The sequence below is a fragment of the Nocardia sp. PE-7 genome, from assembly GCF_030486425.1.
Taxonomy (GTDB): domain Bacteria; phylum Actinomycetota; class Actinomycetes; order Mycobacteriales; family Mycobacteriaceae; genus Nocardia; species Nocardia salmonicida_A.
The window spans coordinates 4,048,926-4,067,649 of sequence record NZ_CP129614.1 but is presented as its reverse complement, the minus strand read 5'-3'; the positions used below and the strand labels follow the sequence as shown (position 1 = coordinate 4,067,649).

General features: G+C 70.5%; 12 protein-coding genes. 7 read left to right on the top strand and 5 right to left on the bottom strand.

Annotated features, from left to right (window positions below):
• Positions 1-21: 21 nt before the first annotated feature.
• From QX204_RS19205 to QX204_RS19190, 4 genes are all read left to right on the top strand, one after another.
• Positions 22-1,509 (top strand): MFS transporter, encoded by a 1,488-nt coding sequence (locus tag QX204_RS19205; protein WP_301901178.1) that lies wholly within the window; start codon positions 22-24, stop codon positions 1,507-1,509.
• Positions 1,510-1,633: 124 nt separating this feature from the next.
• Positions 1,634-2,284 (top strand): urease accessory protein UreF, encoded by a 651-nt coding sequence (locus tag QX204_RS19200; protein ID WP_301901176.1) that lies wholly within the window; start codon positions 1,634-1,636, stop codon positions 2,282-2,284.
• A 24-nt stretch (positions 2,285-2,308) separates the two neighbouring features.
• The gene (ureG, locus tag QX204_RS19195; RefSeq protein ID WP_301901173.1) at positions 2,309-3,016 is read left to right on the top strand and encodes an urease accessory protein UreG; all 708 of its coding nucleotides are present in this window, start codon (positions 2,309-2,311) and stop codon (positions 3,014-3,016) included.
• Positions 3,006-3,674 carry an urease accessory protein UreD gene (locus tag QX204_RS19190; RefSeq protein WP_301901171.1) on the top strand — a complete coding sequence of 223 codons (669 nt, stop codon included), beginning with the start codon at positions 3,006-3,008 and terminating at the stop codon, positions 3,672-3,674. Before ureG ends, QX204_RS19190 begins: the two co-directional genes overlap by 11 nt.
• 59 nt (positions 3,675-3,733) lie before the next feature.
• On the opposite strand, the gene QX204_RS19185 is transcribed toward QX204_RS19190, so the two are convergent.
• The 4 genes from QX204_RS19185 to QX204_RS19170 form a co-directional block, all read right to left on the bottom strand.
• Entirely contained in the window at positions 3,734-4,513 is a 780-nt protein-coding gene (locus QX204_RS19185) for a hypothetical protein (RefSeq protein ID WP_301901169.1), read from the bottom strand.
• Between the two features lie 208 nt (positions 4,514-4,721).
• Positions 4,722-6,143, bottom strand: a complete 1,422-nt coding sequence (locus QX204_RS19180) for an NAD(P)/FAD-dependent oxidoreductase (RefSeq protein WP_301901168.1) — start codon at positions 6,141-6,143, stop codon at positions 4,722-4,724.
• A 158-nt stretch (positions 6,144-6,301) separates the two neighbouring features.
• Positions 6,302-7,186, bottom strand: coding sequence for a serine hydrolase (locus QX204_RS19175; protein WP_301901166.1), 885 nt, complete (start codon positions 7,184-7,186; stop codon positions 6,302-6,304).
• 97 nt (positions 7,187-7,283) lie between these two features.
• A complete protein-coding gene (locus QX204_RS19170) occupies positions 7,284-7,490 on the bottom strand; it encodes a hypothetical protein (RefSeq protein ID WP_056810106.1) in 207 nt (68 codons plus the stop codon).
• Positions 7,491-7,679: 189 nt separating this feature from the next.
• Here QX204_RS19170 and recC point away from each other — a divergent pair, with 189 nt between their 5' ends.
• Genes recC through recD form a run of 3 tightly spaced genes read left to right on the top strand, consistent with a single transcriptional unit; the run spans position 7,680 to position 16,338 of the window.
• Positions 7,680-11,057 (top strand): exodeoxyribonuclease V subunit gamma, encoded by a 3,378-nt coding sequence (recC, locus tag QX204_RS19165; protein WP_301901165.1) that lies wholly within the window; start codon positions 7,680-7,682, stop codon positions 11,055-11,057.
• Positions 11,054-14,416, top strand: coding sequence for a UvrD-helicase domain-containing protein (locus QX204_RS19160; protein ID WP_301901164.1), 3,363 nt, complete (start codon positions 11,054-11,056; stop codon positions 14,414-14,416). The genes recC and QX204_RS19160 overlap by 4 nt, the downstream gene beginning before the upstream one ends.
• A complete protein-coding gene (recD, locus tag QX204_RS19155) occupies positions 14,413-16,338 on the top strand; it encodes an exodeoxyribonuclease V subunit alpha (protein WP_301901163.1) in 1,926 nt (641 codons plus the stop codon). The genes QX204_RS19160 and recD overlap by 4 nt, the downstream gene beginning before the upstream one ends.
• A 37-nt stretch (positions 16,339-16,375) precedes the next feature.
• Here the strand turns inward: recD and QX204_RS19150 are convergent, their stop codons facing one another.
• Positions 16,376-18,703, bottom strand: coding sequence for a DUF4153 domain-containing protein (locus QX204_RS19150; RefSeq protein WP_301901162.1), 2,328 nt, complete (start codon positions 18,701-18,703; stop codon positions 16,376-16,378).
• Positions 18,704-18,724: the final 21 nt, after the last annotated feature.

Here is an 18,724-nt window from a genome sequence, read left to right as displayed (position 1 = left end):
ACCGTGGAAGGATGTCGGAGAATGACGAAGCTGGAACCGGCGGTGCCCACCGCAGTCGCCGGTGGACGCCGCGCCTGGCTCGGATTGGGCGTGCTGCTGCTGCCGGTGCTGCTGGTGTCGATGGACATCTCGGTTCTCTTCCTCGCCATGCCGACCCTCACGGCCGACCTGGATCCCACTGCCTCACAGCAGCTCTGGATCCTCGACATCTACGGGTTCATGCTGGCGGGTCTGCTCATCACGATGGGCAACCTCGGCGACCGGATCGGCCGACGCAATATCCTGCTCGTCGGCGCCGCCATCTTCGGCCTCGCGTCGGTGCTCGCCGCGTTCGCGCCCAGCGCGCCGATCCTCATCGCGGCCCGTGTCCTGATGGGCATCGGCGGTGCGACGCTGCTGCCGTCGAGCCTGGCGCTGATCTCCACGCTGTTCCCCGACACCCGGCAACGGGGCACCGCGATCGGCATCTGGACCGCGTTCTTCGCGGGCGGTTCGGCGGTCGGGCCGATCATCGGCGGTGTCTTGCTGCACCACTTCTGGTGGGGCTCGGTGTTCCTGATCAACATTCCGGTGCTGGCGATTCTGCTGATCTTCGGGCCGATCCTGCTGCCCGAACATCGCTCCGCCGCGCTGGGGCCGATCGATCTGCCCAGCGTCGCGCTGTCCATCGGCGGCATCCTGCCGTTGATCTACGGGATCAAACACATGGCCGCCGAAGGGCTGGACGCGGTGTCGTCGGTGATCGCCGTGATCGGCGTCGGACTGCTCGTGCTGTTCGTGCGCAGGCAGCGTCATCTCGCCGAACCGCTGCTCGACCTGTCGTTGTTCACGCGGCCGCTGTTCCGGGTGGCGATCGGGGCGAGCATGGCCGGCATGATGTCGCTGGCCGCGCTGAGTTACCTGACCAGCATCTATCTGCAGTCGGTCACCGGTCGCGACCCGTTGGCCGCCGCGCTGCTCGGCATTCCGATGGCGATCGCGGTGTTCGTGTGCTCGATGAGCGGCGCGCGCCTCGGGCTGCGGCTCGGCGTGCGGGCCACCTTCACCCTCGCGCTGCTGCTGTCGGCGATCGGCAACCTGATGCTGCTCGGCGTCGGTGTCGACGGCGGACTCGGCTGGTATATCGCGGGCTCGGTGATCGCCGGTATCGGTTACGGCTTCTCGTTCACGCTGGTCTCGGATGTCGCGGTGTCGGCGGTGCCGGCCGAGCGGGCGGGTTCGGCGGTCGGCATCTCCGAAACGAGTTTCGAACTCGGCAACGCGCTCGGTCTCGCCCTGCTCGGCTCGGTGGCCGCGTTGGTGTTCCGCTCCGGCGGCGACTTCGGCGAGACCCTGGGCGACACCCTCCTGCAGTCGTCCGGTGACGACGGGCTGATCCACGCGGCTCGCGAATCCTTCGTCAGCGGAATGCACATCGCGACCACCTGCGGCGCGCTGTTGCTGATCGCGATGGCGGTGCTCGCCTGGCGCTCTGCCCGCACCGAGACGGTGACCGTCGAGGCGCACTGAATCGTCCGGCGGTCGATCGGGCGGGTCGAGCACGACCGCCGGTCGAGGTGATCACCGCCACGGTGTGGCCGTGCTGATCGGCCTCACCGGGCGGACGTCCAGGTTCTGTGCATAGGATCGTCGGATGCGAAACGAGGGTGCGGCGGGACTGGCGACATTGCTCGCCCTGGCCGATTCGCGCCTGCCCATCGGTGGGCACGTGCACTCCGGCGGCGTCGAGGAAGCTGTGTCGTCGGGGTTGCTACGCGACAAGGCGAGCGTGGAGCTGTATCTGCGGCGCCGGATCTCGACGTCGGGACTCGTCACGGCGTCGTTGGCCGCCGCGGTGTGCGGCGGATCGCTCACACCCGAACGTGCCGAGCTGGAGGCCGACGCTCGTACGCCCTCACCCGCCGCCCGCACGGCCTCGCGCGCGCAAGGCCGTGGGCTGCTCCGCCTGGCCAAACAGCTGTGGCCGCACCATGATTGGGCCGCGACAGGACCGCGCCCCCATCTGTCGACGGTGTTCGGCATGGTCGGCGCCGCGAGCGGAGCGAGCACCGACCAACTGGCCGGCGTCGTTGTCTACACGACGCTCACCGGCGCCGCCACCGCCGCCCAACGACTGCTCGCCCTCGATCCCGCCGCCATCGCCGAGAGCACCCTGCGCCTGGCGCCGCTGTGCGACCGGATCGCCGCCGAGGCCGCCGCCGGGCTCGCCGCACTGTCCGATCCACTGCAGGACGCGCTCGCCGAACGTCACCTCCACCGCGACATGCCGTTGTTCGCATCCTGACCCCGAACCCGAGAAGGAGCTCCCATGCCTCCCCATCTGATCGATGGCGAACCGCACGATCACAGCCACGACCGCCCCAAGCGCGACCGCGCCGCGGGTGAGGCGCTGCGCATCGGCATCGGCGGCCCGGTAGGTTCCGGCAAGACCGCGCTGGTCGCCGCCCTGTGCAGGCAACTGCGCGACGAACTGTCCCTCGCGGTGCTGACCAACGACATCTACACCACCGAGGACGCGGACTTCCTGCGCCGCCACGCCGTGCTGCCCGACGAGCGGATCACCGCCGTGCAGACCGGTGGTTGCCCGCACACCGCCATCCGCGACGACATCACCGCCAACCTCGACGCCATCGACGACCTCGTCGCGGCCAACCCGCCGCTGGATCTGATCCTGGTGGAGTCCGGCGGCGACAACCTCACGGCCACTTTCTCTTCCGGGCTGATCGACGTGCAGATCTTCGTCGTCGACGTGGCCGGTGGCGACAAGGTGCCGCGCAAGGGCGGCCCCGGCGTCACGTTCTCCGACCTGCTCGTGGTGAACAAGACCGACCTCGCCCCACTGGTCGGCGCCGACCTGGGCGTGATGGAGCGCGACGCCGCCAAGGTCCGCGACGGCCGCCCCACCGCGCTGGTCTCGCTGACCGACGACCCGGCCGCCACCCCGGTCCTGGCCTGGGTGCGCGAGCAACTGCGGGTCGTCGCCGATCAGGACGCGGCCGCCGGCGTTGCGCACTGAACTGAGCATTGTCGCCGCACCGGGCAGACTGCCCCGCATCGACGCGGTCGGCGGCCTGGCCGGGCGGCACACCGGCGTCGACACCGTGCACCTGATCGGTACCGCGGCCACCCCGCTCGGTGGCGACGTACTCGACATCACCATCGTCGTGCGTCCCGGTGCGCGGCTGGTGGTTCGTTCGGTGGCGGCGACGATCGCCCTGCCCGGCGCGGACACCGTGTTGTCGAACGCGCACTGGCGCTTCGAGATCGGCGAAGGCGCCGAACTCGACTTCGATCCGGAGCCGACGATCGTGGCCGGGGGCGCGCGCCATCACACGGTGACCACGGTGCAGGTGGCACCCGATGCGCGGCTGCGGCTGCGGGAGCGGGTGCAGGTGGGCCGCAGTGGCGAGGACGGCGGCGGGTGGCGCGGTGATCTGCTGGCCGACGTCGGTGCGGTGCCGTTGCTGCGGCACCGGCTCGAACTCGGCGCGGGTGCGTCGACCGACGATCGGCTCACCGCACCGCGAGCGCTCGACAGCGAGCTCGTCTATCCGGATGACCGTCCGGTCTGGTCGGGCAGTGTGGACGAGGTTCGGCTCCCGCTGGCCGCGGGTGGTTCACTCGCCACCCGGACGACCAGCCGACTGCGCGCGCTCGCGATCGCCGACGTCTAGCCGAGGAGACGGCGGTGGGAGCCGAGCCGACGGCCCGACTCCCACCGCGGGGAATTCGATCAAGCGGTGACGGGCTCGGCTTCCGTGTCGACGGCCGTGGGGGTCGCCGCACGCGGTGGTGCGAGGAAACCGCTTGCCGCGCCTACCGCCGCACCGACACCGGCGCCGACAACGGTGATGGGGATCGACACGGCCATGTACGCGGCCATGCCACCGAGGATCGGGCCCGCGACCAAGCCGACCGGAAACAGCGGGAGTCCGGCGACGAGCCCGGCCAACGCACCGCCCGTGCTGGCCATCATCGCGAACGGCATCGCCACGGTGGAACCGACCGCCGCGCCCCTGGCAGCCGAACCCAGGGTCTCGGCGGCGATCCGGTCCGAGCGGCTGCGCTCGAGGCCGACCGAGTCGAGGAACGTCGCCAGGTTGGCCTCGGTAGTGGCCGCGGCGTCGTTGATGTGGATCGAGGTGTCCACCGGCATGAAGTCCGGGACCGGAATCTGCTGGTCACCGAAGCGGAACTGGCCCGGCGGCGGCAGGATCGGCGGCACCGGCGCGACCGCGGTCGGTGCGTGCAGCGGCCCCACCGGGGACAGGTAGTCCATTTCCGGCCCCGTCCGCGACCACTGCAGCGCGCTGCGGGTGTTCGCGGGCATCGGCTGGCCCACGTAGGGGGTGGCGTTGGGCGCCACCGCGTCGAACTCCGGTCCGGCCTGATGCTCGGGCTGGGTCACCGCCGCCTGCGCGGGATCGGCATTCGCGGTGCCCGTGCCGATCAGGGCCATGACCAGGGGTACCGCTCCGGCTGCGACGACCGAACCTACCTTCTGTCGCTGCATATTCGGCGCCCTGTGTTTCCCCGTCGCCATAGATCACCTTTCATCCTGGGGATTTGGTCACACATATGACCTCCGACATTCGGACCGGTGCTCGAGTCGGATGGGTCCGAAACGTCGGCAACCCGCACTCTCGGAACGCGGAAAAGGTGATCGGCACGACGAAGGCCGGGTGGTTCGACGGAACCACCCGGCCGATGTGCGAGCTGTGTCAGCCGATCTTGCGCTGTTCGGCGGTGAGCGGTTCGGCGGTGGCGGGCGGCGCGCCTACCTCGGCCGCGAGTTCCCTGGCCTCGGCCTGATCGGCGTTGACCTCCTCGATCGCGAGCCGCGCGAAGATCCACTGTTCGGTCGCCGCCATCTGACCGCGGTTGCGGCCGAGGAACGACACGAACCAACCGATCACCGTGACGATTCGGCTGCGGTAGCCGACCAGGTAATACAGGTGCAGGGCCAGCCAGGCGAGCCAGGCCAGGAACCCGCTGAACTCGAGCTTGCCGATCTGGCAAACGGCGTCGAACCGCGAGATCGTGGCCATCGAGCCCTTGTTGAAGTACTTGAACGGCTTGCGTTCCGCCGGAGTCTGACCACCCAGCCCGGCCTTGATCGCCTTGGCCGCGTACACCGAACCCTGGATGGCGCCCTGTGCCTGCCCCGGCACGCCGGGCACCGACATCAGGTCGCCGACCACGAACACGTTCGGATGACCCTTGACGGTGAGGTCGGGCTCCACGATGACGCGCCCCGCCCGATCGACCTCGGTGCCCTCGGACCGCTCGGCGATCATCTTGCCCAGCGGACTGGCCTGCACGCCGGCCGACCACACCTTGCACACGGCCTCGATCCGGCGGGTGCTGCCGTCGGCGTCCTTGACGATCACGCCGTGCGCGTCGACATCGGTCACCATGGCGTTGAGCTGGATCTCCACGCCCATCTTCTCGAGCCGCTTGGCCGCCTTGGCGCCCAATTTCGGTCCCATCGGGCCGAGCACCGCGCCCGCGCCTTCGAGGAGGATGACGCGTGCGTCGCGGGGATCGATGGTGCGGAAGGTCCCGTCGAGGGTGCGGTCGGCGAGTTCGGCGATCTGCCCGGCCAGCTCCACGCCGGTGGGACCCGCGCCGACGACGATGAAGGTCATCAGCCGGTCGCGCTCTTCCTGGGTGGTCGCCAGCTCCGCCTGCTCGAAGGAGCCGAGGATGCGCGCGCGCAATTCGAGCGCGTCGTCGATGGTCTTCATGCCGGGCGCGTAGGTGGCGAAGTGGTCGTTGCCGAAGTACGACTGCTGGGCGCCGGTGGCGACGATCAGGCTGTCGAAGTCGGTCACGGTGTCGCGGTTGAGTAGTCGCGAGGTGACCTTCTTGTTCGCCAGATCCACGTCGATGACGTCGCCCAGCAGCACCTGCGCGTTCTTCTGCTTACGCAGCACCAGGCGCGTGGCCGGGGCGATCTCGCCGGTGGAGAGGATGCCGGTGGCCACCTGGTAGAGCAGCGGCTGGAACAGGTGGGTCGACGTCTTGGAGATGAGCGTGATGTCGACGTCGGCACGGCGCAGTTGCCGGGTACCGAACAAACCGCCGAACCCGGAACCGATCACCACAACGTGGTGCCGCTTCTCGACAGACTCAGTGCTCATCGTCGCGCTCCTCGACAGACTGGGGTGGGCCCCGCGGTGGTGGTGACAGGGTTAACCGTAGTCGGCTCCGGTTGTGACGTCGCAACAAGAACTCGATCGCGGCGTGTGACGCGGTGTCTCATCGAACGACACGATCGACAATACGCCGACGTGCCGACTCAGCGACCTGCGAGAAGGAGTTCGGCCACCCGGGTGTCGGTCTCGGCTCCGTCGGTGTAGCCGCCCGCTGCGCCGAGTGCGTTCATGATCGAGAGCGTGTACCGCTCGCCCGGCCCGGCGACGCCGACCGAGTTGACCACCCAACCATCGGCTTCGGCCGACCAGCCGTTCTTCAGGCCGGGCCGCATCGACGGACCCGCGCCCCACACGCCCCAGTGCTGATTGGAGTCGACCGAGCGCATCCGGTCGAGCAGGTAGGCGAGATCGTCGGGGTGCATGGTGTCGAGGATGGTGTTCATCAGCCGATCCAGGTCGGCGGCCGTGCACTTCTGGAACGACCAGTCCGGGAACACCGCGGTCGTGGTCGGCTGCGGGATCAGGCTGACCATGCCGTAGGCGCGGAACGCGTTGTTGTAGGCCATCCGGTCGAAGCCGATGTACTTCTGCCACAGCACATCGGTGGCGTGGTCGTTGGAGGTGGCCAGCATCGCTTCGATGTTGAAGCGGTCGTCGGGGGACAGGCCGATGGCGCCGACGCGGGCCCGGTTGAGCAGGTCGGCGGCGATGGCCAGTTTGATCGTGGAGGCGGTCCAGACCTGGTTCTCGGCGTGTTCGTTGGCGTAGATGCCGCCGGTCTTGCGGTCGCGCAGCACGTAGCCGACGGCGCCGGGGCGACCGGCTAGGTAGGCGTCGGCCCGCGCGATCCGGGAGCTCATGTCGGCGTCGAACCCGGGCACCGACACCTGGGTCAACGCGGGTGGCGCGGCATAGGCCGGAGCGACGAGTACGGGGACGCCCGGAGTGAGGACGGCGGCGGCGGCGAGCAGGCAGGCAGTTGCTGCTACTCGGGAAACGACACGAGGGGAGGGAGAACGGTCACGCACGATGGACCACACTCGCACACCGAGCGCCCGAGCGCACAACTTCACCCGAAATCCGACCCCCGGCGACAGCGTTGTTGTGGCGCACGGGAATTGCGTGTCAGTGATGCGCGGCGTGCGGTGTGGCGATGGTGCAGCCGTTGAGGCGATGGCAGTGCTCGAACGCTTCGCCGTGACGGTCCAGCGGCCACGAATGCAGTACCTGATCAGGCCCGTAGCGCCGGGAATTGACCAACTCCCAGCGCGCGCCCACTCGGCGGACGACGAAGCCGCCGCCGGGAACCAGGGGAAACACCTGCGCGATCATGAAACGAAACCAGCCTTTCGCCCGCGGCCGTACTGTCCCACCCGAACGGCAACGATCCCACGGTCGGCGTCGAGGGTGCCGCAGGCGTGGCCGGGACGTCTTGGGGTGTGGCGTATTTCACTAGCCCGGTCCAGTGGTGGTGGCGGGGTCGCGCGATTGCGGGTCGGTCGCTGGGCGTATAAACGACGGATGCCGTTGCACCTCCATCGCGCCGAACGCGCCGACGCGCTGGCCGACGGACTGGGGCGCTTGCTGGGGGCGGTGCCCGCCGATCCCTTCGTCGCGGATGTGGTCGCGGTGCCCGCGAAAGGGGTGGAGCGCTGGTTGGCGCAGCGGTTGTCGGGTGTGCTCGGTGTGGTGGACGGCGGACGTGGCCCAGTCGGTGACGGGATAGCCGCGAATATCGCCTTTCCCGCGCCTTCCGCGCTGGTGGCCGAGGTGCTGGCCGGTGCGAGCGGGATCGCGCCCGCCGACGACCCGTGGGCCGGGCAGCGACTGGTGTGGACCCTGTTGCGGGTGATCGACGAGGTCGCCGACCAGCCGTGGGCCGCGGTGCTGGCACGTCATCTCGGCCTTCCCGGAACCGATCACCGAGTCGGCAGGCGCTACGCCACCGCCGCCCACCTCGCCGCGCTGTTCGACTCCTACGCGGCCCAACGCCCGCAGGTGCTGCTCGACTGGACCGCGGGCGCGGACACCGACGGTGCGGGCGGGCCGGTGCCCGACGATCTCGCGTGGCAGCCGCACCTGTGGCGCGCCCTGCGCACGGCGGTCGATGCCCCGAGCCCCGCCGAACGACTCGCTGACGCCTGCGCCCGGCTCCGCGCCGAGCCGGACTCGATCGACCTGCCCGAGCGACTGTCCCTGTTCGGTCTGACCAGACTCCCCGCCGACCAACTGGCCGTCGTCGCCGCCCTCGCCGCCCACCGCGACGTCCACCTCTGGATGGCCCACCCGAGCCCGGCCATGTGGACCGCGCTCAGTGACGCTCGCGCGGTCGCCGGTGTCGAGGCGAGCGACGAGGGGACGGTCGGACGTGGAGTGCGTCCGCGCGCCGACGACCACACCGCCGATCTGGTCTCCCACCCCCTGCTGTCGGGACTGGCCCGCGATGTCCGCGAGTTGGAACAGCGCCTGAATCCGTTGTCGGACACCGACACTCACCTTCCCGGTGAGACAGCCGCGCACACACTGCTCGGTGCCCTCCAGGCTGCCGTGCGTGCCGACCGAGCCCCCGAACCGGGCGCGTCGCCGGACGGGAGCGTCGAGGTACACGCGTGTCACGGCCCGGCGCGGCAGGTGGAGGTGCTGCGGGATCTGCTGCTCAGGACCTTCGCGGCGGATCCGACGATCGAGCCGCGCGACGTGCTGATCATGTGCCCGGACGTGGAGGCGTTCGCGCCGCTGGTGCGGGCGGCGTTCGGGCTGCGCGGCACCGGAGTGGACCTGCCGGTCGAGGGGGAACATCCGGCGCACCAGTTGCGGGTGCGGCTCGCCGATCGCGGACGGGCGGTGACCAACCCGATGCTGGCCGTGGTGATCGAGCTACTCGACCTGGCCGACGGTCGCGTCACGGTGACGCAGGTGCTCGACCTGGCGGCGAGCGAAACCGTGCGCCGCCGTTGCGGTTTCGACGACGACGACATCGAACGGCTGCGCGAGTGGGCGGCCGAGTCGGGCGCGCGGTGGGGGATCGGGCAGCGTCAACGCGAGGCGTTCGGCCTCGCCGATTTCGCCCAGAACACCCTCAACGCCGCGGTGGACCGCATCCTGCTCGGCGTCACCGCCGACGAATCCGGCGACGACTGGCTCGATCTGGCGCTGCCGCTCGACGATGTCGATTCCAACGACGTCGACCTCGCGGGCCGGTTCGCCGAGTTCATCGACCGGCTCGCGGTCTGCCTGCGCGACCTGCGCGGGCCACGCCCGGCCGCCGAATGGACCGCCGTGCTGCTGCGCGCCGTCGAACTGCTCACCGATGTGCCCGACGCGCATTCGTGGATCCGCACCGAAGCGCGCCGCGAGATCGTCGCCGCCACCGAACACGCGGGCGACACCCCGCTGCGTCTGGCCGACGTGGCGGTCCTGTTGACCAGTCGTCTGGCAGGCGGCCCCGGCCGCGCGAACTTCCGCACCGGTGAACTCACCGTGTGCACCCTGGTGCCGATGCGGTCGGTGCCGCACCGCGTGGTGGTGCTGCTCGGCCTCGACGACGACGTCTTCCCGCGGCCCGGCAGTGTCGACGGCGACGACCTGCTGGCCCGCGACCCGCTGGTCGGCGAACGCGACGCACGCAGCGAAGACCGCCAACTGCTCCTCGACGCCGTCATGGCGGCAGGCGACACGCTGCTGGTCTTGCATACCGGCGCGGACCCGGTCACCGGCGCCGCGCGTCCGCCCGCCGTCCCGGTCGCCGAGCTCCTCGACGTGCTCGCCGCCCATGTGGGACCGGCGGCCATGGACGCCGTTCACGTCCGTCACCCGCTGCAGGCCTTCGACCGCCGCAATTTCGCCCCCGAGAACCCGCGCAGCTTCGATACCGTCGCCCTGGCCAGTGCGCGCGCCGCCGCCCGCCCGTCGCGGCCGCGGCCACCGCTGCTCACCGTGCCGTTGCCGCCCGCTCCCGCCACGGATGTCGCACTGGCGGAACTGATCTCGTTCGCCGAGCATCCGGTGCGCGCGTTCCTGTGGCAGCGGCTCGGCCTGCGGGTGCCCGAGGAATCCGAGGACATCGCCGATCAGCTCCCGATCGAACTCGACGGCCTGGCGAAGTGGGACCTCGGCGAACGCATGCTCACCGCCCGCCTCACCGGCGCCGACCCGGCGGGGCTGCGCGCCGCCGAATGGCGTCGGGGTACGTTGCCCCCCTTCGGTTTCGGGGCCAAGGTGCTCGACGAAGTCGAGGGCACGGTCGACACTCTCGTCCGCACCGCACTGCCCGACTACGAGGCGCCACCGCGCGCCGTCGACATCGCCCTCGATCTCGGCAACGGCCGCACCCTCGCGGGCACCGTGCCCGAAGTCCGTGGGGAAACCCTGGTGCGCACCACCTACTCGCGCCTGGCGCCGAAACACCGCCTCGCGTCCTGGGTTTCGCTGCTGGCCCTCGCCGCCACCGAAGACCGATCGTGGCAGGCGATCAGTACGGGACGAGGTCAATTCCGCAGCAGGCCGGTGGCCAGATCGGTGATCACCGCGCCCGAAGCGCCTGCCGCACTGGCGATCCTGCGTGACCTGGTCCGGTTGCGCGACGAAGGGCTGTGCGAACCGTTGCCCTGCGCGCCCGCCGCCACCGCCGCCTATGCCGAGCGCCGATTCCGCGGTGACAGCGTGGCCGACGCCCTGCTCGCGGCCGAGCACTCCTTCGACGGCGGCCCCAACGGGCCCGACAAGTTCGGTGACCACACCGACCGCTACCTGCGCTACGTGTGGGGCCGAGCACCCCGATTCGCCGGTCTCGCCACCGAACCCAGCCGACCGGGCGAGCCGGAGAGCACCCACTTCGGCGCCCTCGCGCGCCGCTGGTGGGCGCCGTTACTCGCCGCCGAGAGTCAGGGACAGCCGTGACGGGCACCGTATCGGCGCCGACCGCGTTCGACGCCACCGGTCCGCTGCCGCAGGGCACCACCGTGCTCGAGGCCAGCGCGGGCACCGGCAAAACGCACGCCATCGTCGGGCTCGCGGTGCGCTACGTCGCCGAGGCGGGGATCGCGATCACCGAATTGCTCCTGGTCACGTTCAGCCGGGCGGCCACCCAGGAACTGCGTGAACGGACCAGGGATCGTTTCGTCACGGTGGCGACCGCACTTGCCGAGCCCGACGCGGCATGCCACCACCAGGACGAACTCGTCCGGGCGATGGCCGATGCCGACCCCGCGACCGTGCGTCTGCGCAGGCACCGCTTGCTCACCGCCCTCGCCGACTTCGACGCGGGCACCATCGCCACCACCCACTCGTTCTGTCAGCGGATGCTCGACGAACTCGGTCTGGCCGGTGAACACGATCCGGGCGCCCGGCTGGTCGAATCGGTGGACGAACTCGTCGCCACCGTGGCCGACGACCTGTATCTGGCCCGCTACGCCCGCGACCGCGCGCCCTTCACGTTGCGCGATGCCCACACCCTGGCGCTGGCGGCGGTCCACGACCGCCACGCCGACCTCGCGCCGCGCACCGACGGTGCCGCGGGGGAGCGTGTCGCCTTCGCGAGCGCCGTGCGCACCGAAACCGAACGCCGCAAACGCCGTGCGGGACTGCGTGATTTCGACGATCTGCTCGTACTGCTGCACGATGTGCTGGCCGACCCGCAACACGGCCCACGCGCCTGCGCCAGGATCAGGCAGCGGTACCGGGTGGCGCTGGTCGACGAATTCCAGGACACCGATCCCCTGCAGTGGGACATCCTGCGCCTGGCCTTCCATGAGCACGCCACCCTCGTGCTGGTCGGCGACCCGAAGCAGGCCATCTACGCCTTCCGGGGCGCCGAGGTGCTCAGCTACCTCGACGCCGTGGCACTGGCGGACCGTCGCAGCGAGCTCACCCGCAACTGGCGCAGCGACGCCGGACTGCTGCGCGCCATCGATCACCTGTGTGGCGGTGCGGAACTGGGGCACCCCGAGATCAGCGTGTATCCGGTCACTCCGACCCGCCCGACGACGCGCCTGCACGGTGAACCCGAGACGATCAGTCCGCTGCGACTGCGGGTGCTGCCTCGAACCGGGGCCGGTCCGCGCAATCGGTCGGGGTTCCCGTCGGTGGGCAGGCAGCGCGCCAAGGTCGCCGACGACCTGGCCGCCGACATCGTCACCCTGCTCGAATCCGGCACCACCATCGACGCCAAACCCCTACGCGGCGGGGATCATTCGCTCAGCGAGGTCGGCGACGGCCGGGTGCGCAGGCCGATCGGACCCGGCGATGTCGCGGTGCTGGTGCGCACCCGATCCCAGATCGACGTGGTGCGCGCGGCATTGGACCGGGTCGGGGTCGCCTCGGTCCTCGCCGGTGGCACCAGTGTCTTCGCGACCGTCGCCGCGACCGACTGGTTGTGGGTGCTACGGGCGCTGGAACAGCCGCATCGTGGTGACCGGGTGCGCTTGGCCGCGTGCACACCGATCCTCGGCGTGACCGCGGCCGAGATCGACTCGGGCGGTGCGGATCTCGTCGGCCGGGTCTCGACTCAGTTGCGCGACGCGGCCCGATTGTTCGCGCGCGCCGGATTCGCCGCCGTGTTCGACAAGCTCGCTACCGAAACCGATCTGGCGCCGCGCCTGCTCGCGGTGGACAACGGCGAACGCGAACTCACCGATCTGCGCCATCTCGCGCAGTTGCTCGACGAGGTCGCGCTGGCCGAGGGATTCGGTCTGACCGCGCTCACCCGCTGGCTCGCCGACCGCGTGCGCGACCCGGAGGCCGGCAGTATCAGCGGCCGCAGCCGCAGGCTCGATCGCGACGCGGCGGCAGTGCAGATCGCCACCGTGCACGCCAGCAAGGGACTCGAATTCCCCATCGTCTACCTGCCTTTCACCTGGGACAGCGCCAAGAATCCCTATCCCGCGACGCTGCTGTTCCACGACGACAACGGCACCAGGGTCCTCGATATCGGCGGCAAGGAGGCCCCCGGCTACGGCGAGCGTCAATTGCGATGCGAGGCCGAGGAATCGGGGGAGGAGCTGCGGCTGTTGTACGTGGCGCTGACCCGGGCGATGTGTCAGGTCGTCGCGTGGTGGGCGCCCGCGGTGACCACCGGTGCCGCGCCGCTGCACCGAATGATGCTGGGTCGACGACCGGGTTCGGCGCAGGTACCGCGCCGGGCGGAGATACCGGCCGATACCGCTGCGGCGCAGCGGATTTCCGAGTGGGCGGCCCCGGCTACGGACGTGATATCGGTGACCGTGGTCGATCGCCCCGAGGATGTCGAGCCCCGGCGGGTGCGCACCGAGCTGCCGACCGGTGAGCTGGCGGCCGCGGGGTTCACCCGCGCGCTCGACCAGCAGTGGCGGCGCACCTCGTATTCGGCGCTCACCGCCGGCGCGCACGACGCGCCAGGGGTGAACGACGAGGAGCCCGAGGACGGCCCCGGTCCTGACGACGAGCCGACCGAGGCGCCGGTCGACGCCCTCACCGGCAGCACGGCCGCCCCGTCGTTGATGAACGACCTGCCCTATGGCGCCGAATTCGGCACCCTGGTCCACGGCGTTCTCGAAACGGTCGATACCTCGGTGCCCGATCTCGCCGCCGAGGTCCGCCGACGGTGTGTCGAGGCGGTCGAGCACACGATGGCCGAGCTCGACGTCGAGGTCCTGTCGTCAGCGTTGCTCGAAGTCCTGCGCACCCCGGCCGATTTCGGTTCCCTGGCCGCGGTCGCGACCCGGGACCGGCTCAACGAACTGGAATTCGAGCTGCCGCTCGGTGGCGGTGACGCCCCCGGTGCGCGCTCGGCGGGGATGCACGCCGTCGCCGCGCTGCTGCGGACCCACCTGCCCGCCGACGACGATCTCGCCGGGTACGCCGATCATGTTGCGGCACTGCCTGATACGGTCCTGCGCGGCTATCTCACCGGCAGTATCGACGCCGTGCTCCGGGTACCCGACGGCACGGGTGGGCTCCGCTATCTCATCGTCGACTACAAGACCAACCGGCTCGGCACGGGCGACCTCACCGTCGAGCACTACCGTCGCGACCACATGGTCACGGAGATGATCCGCTCGCACTATCCGCTGCAGGCGCTGCTGTATGCCGTCGCGCTGCACCGTTATCTGCGCTGGCGGCTGCCGGACTACGATCCCGCCCGCCATCTGGGTGGGGCCAGGTATCTGTTCGTGCGCGGCATGATCGGCACGTCGACACCGCCGGGCCACGGTGTGTTCGACTGGTACCCGTCCGCGGAACTCGTTGTCGCGCTGTCGGATCTGCTCGCGGGGCAGCGATGACCGCTATTCAGGTGGCGCAGCGGGGGACCGGGCTGCTGCGGGTGTTCAACGAAGCGGGCGTCCTGTCCGCCGCCGACGTGCACGTGGCGGTGCGGTTGGGTCGGATGGGGCGCGAGGACGACGAGGACGTGCTGTTCGTGGCGGCCCTGGCCGTGCGCGCGGTGCGCTCCGGATCGGTGTGCCTCGAGCTGGCCCGGATGCGTGAGATCGGCATCGACGCCGACGAGACGCGCGACGGCGCCACGGGAATCGACCCGGCGACCCTGCCGTGGCCGGACATCGATCGGGTGCTCACCGCCCTGCGTCGCAGTCCACTGATCCGCGGCGGACAGTCCGGTCCACTGCGCCCGTTGCGGATCGTCGAAGCCGACGCCGAGGGCGGCGCGCTGCTCTACCTCGACCGGTACTACCAGCAGGAACAGACCCTGCGACGAGTGCTCACCGAACGCAGTGCCGACCACCCCGCGATCGATACCGAACTCGTGCGCGCGCAACTGGATCGGCTCTTCGCCGACCCTCTCGGCGACGGTCCCGACCGGCAGCGCCTGGCCGCGGCCCTCGCCGCGACCCACTGGACCACCGTCGTCGCCGGTGGCCCCGGCACCGGCAAAACCCACACCATCGCGCGCATCCTGGCCCTGCTCACCGCCCACCGCGCCGCCACGCCGAAATTGCCCGCCCTGCGTATCGCCCTCGCCGCACCCACGGGCAAAGCCGCGGCCCGGTTGCAGGAGGCGGTGCGCGAACAAGCCGCCGTGCTCGGCCTGCCCGAACTCACCGCCTCGACCCTGCATCGTCTGCTGGGCTGGCAACGTGGCCGCACCACTCGATTCCGCCACCACGAACACAACCGTCTGCCCTACGACGTCGTGGTGGTCGACGAGACCTCGATGGTGTCGCTGACGATGATGAGCCACCTGTTCTCCGCCCTGCGCCCCGATACCCGCCTGGTGCTCGTCGGCGATCCCGACCAGCTCGCCTCGGTCGACGCGGGTGCGGTGCTGGCCGACCTCGTGGCCGGGCCGGTCAGCGGTGCGCCGAACGAGGCGCTGCGTGCGGTGCTGGGTGCGGTGGAGCTGCCCGAAGTGGTCGACCCGGCGGCCGTGGTGCCCGGTGCGCAGGCACCCTCGCTCACCGGCCTCGAACAGCGGCGCCTGCAAGGCGGGATCGTTCGATTGACCAGGGGCCGACGGTTCGGCGGGCGCATCGCCGACCTGGCCGTGGCCGTTCGCGCGGGCGACGCGGATACGGCGCTGGCCATTCTGCGCGCGGGCGGGGACGATGTGTCGCTGTGCGCCCCCGACGACACCCGCGCTGTCCGGGCGGATGTGACCACCGCCGCGCTCGCCGTCACGGCCGCCGCCGAGGCGGGCGACGCGAGCGGGGCGCTGACCGCGCTGGAGTCGCACCGGTTGCTCTGCGCCCATCGCCAGGGCCCCTTCGGCGTGGAACGCTGGGATCGGATGGCGGCCGAGTGGGCCGCGGCCGGTGGTGCGGGACCCGAAGGGCCGCAATCGGTCTGGTACCCCGGCCAGCCGCTGCTGGTCACCGCCAACGACCACGAGGCCCGGATCTACAACGGTGACACCGGCGTCATCATCCGCCGCCCCGACGGCTCGCTGCGCGCGGCGCTGCAACGCGGCAGCGAGCCCTATCTGGTCCACCCGACTCAATTCCCCGCCGTGGTCACAGTTTTCGCCATGACCATCCACCGCAGCCAGGGCAGCCAGTACGACACCGTCTCGGTCGTGCTCCCCGAACCCGAATCCACGCTGCTCACCAGGGAACTCCTCTACACGGCCATCACCAGGGCCCGCACCCACGTCCGCATCATCGGCACCGAGGACTCCATCCGCGCCGCGATCGGTCGCCGTGTCCTGCGCGCGAGCGGCCTGTCCAGAACTGTCGCGCCACAGGAATAGTCGCCCACCGGTGGTGGGCGACCGTTTCCTGCGCTGGTCAGCGAGCTGAGCTGCGCGACCAGTTCCAGGACCACCACTGGTCGTCGTCGAGGTCGTCGAGGACGGGGGTTTCGATCTGTGTGCGGAGGTGGTGGGGCAGCGGGTCGAGGGCGGGGAGGATGTCGGGGGAGAGGGTGCTCAGGTAGTCCGCGTCCAAGCGGCCGCTGGTCTGCCATCGGTCGATATTGCGTTCGGCGACAAGGTGTTCCGGGTTGAGTAGCGCCAACGCGACGAGGGTGCCGAGTGCGGTGCCGATCGCGGCGCGCGGCACCCAGCTCCAGCGCAGTCGCGCGATGGCGATCAGCACGAGGACGTAGACGAGGCCGACCCAGAGCTCGCACGTCGTCACCAGCAGTCGCAGCACGGTGAACCCGTAGGCCTGCTGGTAGGTCCACATCCGGCCGAGCGCGGAGCACACGATCACCAGCGCCAGCACGCTCACCGCGCTCAGGAGCACGCGCAACGACCGGCGGTCGGCGGCGGTTTCCTGCCCCGACCAGTGCAGGACGGCCAGAATCACGGCCAGCGTCAGGATGCTCACCGCCGACAACTGCCAGAACCCGCTGCGCGCGTACTCGGCGTAGGTCAGGCCCGCGGTGCGCTGCACGTAATCGTCGCCGCCGAACAGCGCGACGAACTGCGCGCCGACGAACACCGCGAACAACACGGTCAACGCCCCGACGGGCAGCATCCATTCACTGCGCGACCACAGCCGCACCGGCCGGACCGAATCCGCCGCGTGCGCAGGCGGCCCCGCGAGCAGATACAGCGCCCCCAGCACGCCCACCGTGACGACCGCGAACAGGAATATCCACTGCCACGCCGCCGGACCGTCCACGGTCGGCACGAGCCCGTTCAACAGCTTCGCGAAGGTCGCGTCCGCCCCGCCGAGCAGTGGTACGAACACCACCAGCAGCGCCGCGGTCGCGGCCACCGAGACCCCGTACCGGCGGACGCCGGCGGTCCCAGCCGAGCGCGACTCCCGCAACCCCGAGAACGCCCACGGCACAGCGCCGAACGACGCCAACGGCACCGCGAACATGTCGTGCACGATGCCGCGCACACTGCGCCGCCCCAACACCGCCAACGACCCGGCGACACATGCGGCGATGACGCACAGCACGAACAGCCATCCCGCCGCCCGGACCGTCCCCACGCCCAGCAGCACAATCGCCGCTGTCGCCCACCACGCCCGATCGCCGATCGAAACGGAGTGGGTAGCAGCCTCGTTCGACGGCGTTGCGCGGTCGGTGGCAGGTGCGGTCGCGGCGGACGGCTCCTCGCCGGCCGCAGACGAATCAGCAGTCTTCGCAGTGGTTCTCGCGGACTTCACGCCGTTGTCGGCCGCACCGACCTCAACGGTGGGTCGGTCATCGGTAGGATCGGCCGGTCGATCGACGGGCGTGCTTCCGTCGCTAGTCGCGGCCTTCGCAGGCGCGGCATCGTCGCCCGTGCCGGTATCTACGGTGCGGCCCGATTCGGTACCTTCAGCGGCTGGCGAGGCGCCCTCGGTGTTCGGCGTTGCGAGACCGTCGGATGCTGAAGGTGACAGTTGTTCAACAGGTTTCGCGCCGGGACCGTCGGCCGTGGTCGGCACCACCGCGGGCGGCGCGGTGGCAGGTAATCCTCCGGCCGTCGGCGCCGAATCCGAGGGGCTCTTCTCGGGCGTTCCGCGTGACCGGGCGCGATAGTCGACCGCGCAGAGGGCCCCGGTGATGGCGACACCCGTGATCAGCCAGCCGATGCCGGGACGGTCGAGCGGGATCACGGTGGCCCCGGCGATTCCGGCGAGAGCCGCTGCCGGGAGGACCCCGGGTGGGCGCGCTACACGCTGCCAGCGTGGGGGAACAGGCGGAAGGGGCGGTGGCATGGCGATCACCGGCGACATCGTCGACCACGCGGCGGCTCGTGCGACGTCGGGCCCCGGATGAGCAGTGGTGCGGCTCGCGGCGAGCAGGGTCGCGAACGGCACGGAGTCAGCGGGTCTCTGTGCCGCAGGCGATGCTGCGTCCGGCTCCGGCGCCGTCGTCTTGGTGAGCACAGCTGTCGACTGGGTACCGGAGCTCGTCGCACCGCCACCCACCTGCGGATCGCTCCCGGCATCGGAGGAAACACCGGAGTCGGGCACGATCGGCTTGATCGCTGGGTCGTTCGCCGACTTCCCGGATTCCGTGGTGCCGGTGCCTGTCACGGCATTACCAGCGACGGCGTCGGGGGACGGAACAGTCGCGGTCGTCTCGGTACCGTGCTGACCGGTAACGGCCGGGGTCGCGGCATTGTGGCTGTCAGCCGGGATCGGTTCCTCGGCTATCGGCTTGTCGGACATGGATTTCCCCTCCTGGAGGTG